Below are 4,536 nucleotides of genomic sequence, written 5' to 3'. Positions count from 1 at the left end.
GAATTGGAGTTGCTAAAGGTGTAGATGAAAGAATAATCGAAGGATTACAAGCTAACTTTGTAGGAGAATGTACAGAAGTAGGAATGTACTTAGCTATGTCAAGACAAGCTGACAGAGAAGGATTCCCAGAAGTTGCAGAAGCTTATAAAAGAATAGCTTTCGAAGAAGCTGAACATGCTGCTAAATTTGCAGAAATGTTAGGAGAAGTTGTAGAAGCTGATACAAAAGCTAACTTACAAGCAAGAGTAAATGCAGAGCATGGAGCTTGCCAAGGTAAAAAAGATTTAGCTACTTTAGCTAAACAATTAAACTTAGATGCAATCCACGACACAGTTCACGAAATGTGTAAAGACGAAGCTAGACATGGAAAAGCTTTCGCTGGATTATTAAACAGATACTTTAAATAAGAATCCATCACAAATTGTTTGTATTGATATATTTATAAAGCAAACACCACTAAAACACCTAGTTTAGTGGTGTTTTTCTAGTTTGAAAGGTATTTTTTGATTTGATATACTTCCAAATGAGGAGTGATTAAAATGGGGAAAGCTTATGAAAAAGTTTATGAAGTTACTTATGGAGAAACAGATGGAAGAAAAGACTGTAGAATAACTTCAATGATGAACTTTTTTTCAGACTGTTGCTTAAGTCAAGAAGAAGAAAATTCGATGAATTATGCAGATAATAGTAGTGAAACTACTTGGGTATTTTTTGATTATGAAATAATAGTAAATAGATATCCAAGATATAGAGAAAAAATTAAGGTAAAAACTTATGTTGAATCTATAAGAAAGTTTTATTCTAACAGAGTATTTGAAGCTTATGATATGGATGGAGCCTTAGTAGCTAGAGCAGATGTATTAGCCTTCTTAATAAACAAAAAAACTAGAAGACCAGCTAGAATAAGCGATGAAGAATATGAGATTCATGGATTAAGTAAGGAGTCTTCAAAATTATTAAGAAAAAAATTAAACTTTGAGAAATTTAATAAAGAAGATTTAGAGATGAAATTTCACATAAGATATTTAGATATAGATCTAAATATGCATGTAAGTAATATTAAGTATGTAGAGTGGATTTTAGAAACAGTACCAGTTGATATCGTTCTAAATTACAAAATGAAAAAAATAAAAATAAAATTTGAAAAAGAAATTACATATGGTCATAATGTAATTATAAAGTCAAAAATAATTAAGGGTGAAGATGAAGTAAAGGTTCTTCATAAAGTAGAAAATGAAGAGGGAGAAAGCATTACTTTAGCAGAAACTTATTGGTATTAAAATTTTTCTAGGAGAATTAATTATGAGCGAAAATAAATTTATGAAAAAATATGATGTACTATATTATGATTCAGATGTTAATAAAAACATAAGAATGGTTCCACTTATGAAAATCTTTGGTGATGTATCTGCAATCCATGAGGAAGAATTAGCTTATGAAGGAATTAAGTATTTAAAAGATCATGAATTAAGTTGGATTATTTATAGTTATTCAATAGATATAAAAAAGCCAATACCATATAAAAGTTCAATTAATGTGGAAACTTATCTAGAAGGAATAAAGAAATTTTACGTTTGTAGAGTGTATAAAGTTTATAATGAAAAAAATGAACTTGTGGCTGAAGGAAAGATTATTTTCTTACTAATAGATTTAGAGAAGCGTAGAGCTGTTAGAATTCCTAAGGAGTATTGTGATTTAATAAATATGAGTGATACTGGAGAAGTAGAGTTAAAATCAACTAAAGTTGAAAAATTAATTAGAGAAGATTTAGAATCAAATATTTCTGTAAGAAGAAGTGATATAGATTTTAATAAGCATGTTAATAACACTAAATACTTAGAATGGACTATGGAGGCTACCCCAGAGTGTATTTTAGATGAATATAGCCTTATATCAGCTAAAATAAAGTATGAGAAGGAAGTTAGACTCGGAGATGATGTAAATATTATCTGCCAATGGGATGAGATTGAAGAAGGTTATAAGTGCCTTTACAAGATTGTAAACAACAGATTAGGTGAAGTTTCAGCCTCAATAGAAACAATTTGGAAAAAAGAGTTTTAAAAGTAATAAAACCCTCGGTATGGCTAGGAGTTTGTAGCCTAGTTATACCAAGGGTTTTGTATTATATAAAAATAAATTTTATTTAATTAAAAGGTTATATTGTCGATAGAAAATATATTACTAAAGGGTACAAGAAAGTGCAGCGTTAAACCCAGAACTCCAAGCCCATTGAAGATTAAATCCACCACAATCTCCATCTACATCTAATAATTCACCACAAAAATAAAGGTTATCTACTAATTTTGATTGAAGAGTTTCAGAATCAACTTCCTTTGTATTTATTCCACCAGTAGTTACCTGAGCTGCTTGGAATCCATTTGTTCCAATACACTTAAATTCCCAAGATTTCATAAGATTTATTAAGGCTTTTTTCTCTTTCCAAGTAAGTTCATAACATGGTTTATGTAAATTATCTATACCTGCTTCTCTTAATAATATAGGTATCATTTTCTTGTTAACAACACCTATAAGTGAGTTTATAACTTCTCTACAAGAAAAAACAGCAAAATGTCCTTCTAAGAAATCTTCTAACTCTTTTAATGATTTATCAGGCATCATATCAACTAAGATTTTAACCTCTTTACCTTTAAAGCATCCTAAGGAAGCTTCTCTAGATATTTGTAATATTGGAGGGCCAGATATGCCGTAGTCTGTAAAAAGAATCTCTCCAAATTCTTTTCTAATACTTTTTCCATCACATAAAACTTCAGCATAACCATTAAACTTTATTCCTGATAAAGCTTTAAGTTTATTGTGAGATAGTTTTAATTGTACTATAGCTGGATTAGGTTCAATAATAGAGTGGCCTAAACTTTTAGCAAGAGTATATCCAGAGCCATCAGAACCAGTTTTAGGAGCAGATTTTCCTCCACAAGCCATTATTAACTTTTTACACTTAATCACAGGTGAATCCTCATTTCCTGTGGATAAAGTAAATTTCCCCTTAGATTTGTTGATAGATTTTACTTTGTAAGAATTATAAACAGGAATTTCACGTTCTTCTAAGGCCATTTTTAAAATATCTACAACAGAAGATGCCTGTAAAGATTGAGGATAATTTTTCCCTTTTTCAAGTTCTATTATTGGTAATCCTAGATTAAGAAAAAAGGCTTTTGTATCTTCTACAGAAAATTTATTTAAAGATTTAATAAAAAATCCATCATTTGCACTATGAAAGTTTTCAAACGGAAAACTTATTAATGAATTTGTTATATTACATCTACCGTTTCCAGTAGTAAGAATTTTTTTGCCTATTCTGTCTGTTCCTTCAACTATGGCAACATCTAATCCAAAATCCTTTGCTGTAATTGCAGCTGTCATACCAGAAGCTCCGCCTCCTATAATAACTACATCATGGTATATCATAAGTTTAATTTCTCCCTTCTAAATTTATATATTAATAATCAAAAATAACTTTCTAAAATTCTTATATGTTTAATCATAACATTTCTAAGTTTGAATTGTATCATATTTGAATGGTAATAGATACTTAAAGAGAAGAAATTATAAAGTTATATTATTTTCTTTAAGGAGTAATACTAAATAGTGAGGTGAATATTATGAAATTTAGAATTACCAATGAAAATATAGAGGGGGATAATACAGAATTAAAAATTAGAAGAATGAATTATGATCAAGTGGTGGTGAATTATCAAAATAATTCTGGAATAAAAACATTTAAAATGAATGAGGGAGAATTAGTTTCAGAAGGAGAAGTTGATGATATAATTAAAAAATATACTGATTTATTAAAAATAAAAATAAATAGAGGAACATCAGCTTTGTTTTATAAGGGTATAATTAATTCCATTGAAGAATCTATTGAGGAAGTAGAATCATTAAAAGTTTTAAATGATTTTACTAAAGCAACTAGTAAAAGAGGAATTTGGGATAAAGAGATACTTATATACCTAAACGAGAGCTATCCAATAAAAATTGAAGCAAGTGGAAGAAATTTTAGGGAAGATAGTTATAAGTTCAATATTAAGGTTCTAGAAGAAGCAGAATTCATTGAAATGTGCCATTTTAATATAGGAAAATTAAAGAATCAAATAGGTTGGAGAGAAAGGCAGTTAAATGTCTATAAAAAAATAGTTGAAAAAATAGAAAAAGAGAGTAATTTTGAGTAAAATGGCGAATTATAATTATAATTTTATTAAATAGCTATAAATGACCTAAAATAACTAAAAAAAGTGTTGACATAACTTTAGTTTTTGGGTATTATATTCCTTGTCAGGTCGCCAAGTGCGAAAGACGAAAAACAAAATAAACAAATTTAGTTTAAAGCTAAAACTGGTCAAAAATGATGTGGTTTTAAGAGTTAATGTGGCCCCTTGGTCAAGCGGTTAAGACACCACCCTTTCACGGTGGTAACAGGGGTTCGATTCCCCTAGGGGTCACCATATTACGGTCGCATAGCTCAGCTGGGAGAGCACCTGCCTTACAAGCAGGGGGTCACAGGTTCGATCCCTGTTG

5 protein-coding genes and 1 tRNA gene are annotated in these 4,536 nt (G+C 29.5%); 5 read left to right on the top strand and 1 reads right to left on the bottom strand.

From position 1 onward, the window contains the following. The 3 genes from ACYUCG_RS15145 to ACYUCG_RS15135 all read left to right on the top strand — a co-directional run. Positions 1 to 407: ferritin-like domain-containing protein (locus ACYUCG_RS15145; protein ID WP_460268823.1), on the top strand; the 407-nt coding region annotated here is incomplete at its 5' end. Between the two features lie 132 nt (positions 408 to 539). Then, positions 540 to 1,280 (top strand): acyl-[acyl-carrier-protein] thioesterase, encoded by a 741-nt coding sequence (locus tag ACYUCG_RS15140; protein ID WP_060794949.1) that lies wholly within the window; start codon positions 540 to 542, stop codon positions 1,278 to 1,280. 22 nt (positions 1,281 to 1,302) lie between these two features. Continuing rightward, the gene (locus tag ACYUCG_RS15135; RefSeq protein WP_460268822.1) at positions 1,303 to 2,061 is read left to right on the top strand and encodes an acyl-ACP thioesterase domain-containing protein; all 759 of its coding nucleotides are present in this window, start codon (positions 1,303 to 1,305) and stop codon (positions 2,059 to 2,061) included. A gap of 120 nt (positions 2,062 to 2,181) precedes the next feature. Here the strand turns inward: ACYUCG_RS15135 and ACYUCG_RS15130 are convergent, their stop codons facing one another. After that, positions 2,182 to 3,426: a BaiN/RdsA family NAD(P)/FAD-dependent oxidoreductase gene (locus ACYUCG_RS15130; protein WP_003482551.1), complete on the bottom strand. Its 1,245-nt coding sequence runs from the start codon at positions 3,424 to 3,426 to the stop codon at positions 2,182 to 2,184. A 194-nt stretch (positions 3,427 to 3,620) separates the two neighbouring features. On the opposite strand from ACYUCG_RS15130, the gene ACYUCG_RS15125 reads away from it, so the two are divergent. Together ACYUCG_RS15125 and ACYUCG_RS15120 are read left to right on the top strand one after the other, a co-directional pair. Next, positions 3,621 to 4,190 (top strand): hypothetical protein, encoded by a 570-nt coding sequence (locus ACYUCG_RS15125; protein ID WP_139934236.1) that lies wholly within the window; start codon positions 3,621 to 3,623, stop codon positions 4,188 to 4,190. Between the two features lie 198 nt (positions 4,191 to 4,388). Further along, positions 4,389 to 4,463 (top strand) — tRNA-Glu (locus ACYUCG_RS15120). Positions 4,464 to 4,536: the final 73 nt, after the last annotated feature.

Source organism: Clostridium sp. CTA-17 (assembly GCF_054767895.1).
This window is presented reverse-complemented; position numbering and strand designations above follow the sequence as displayed.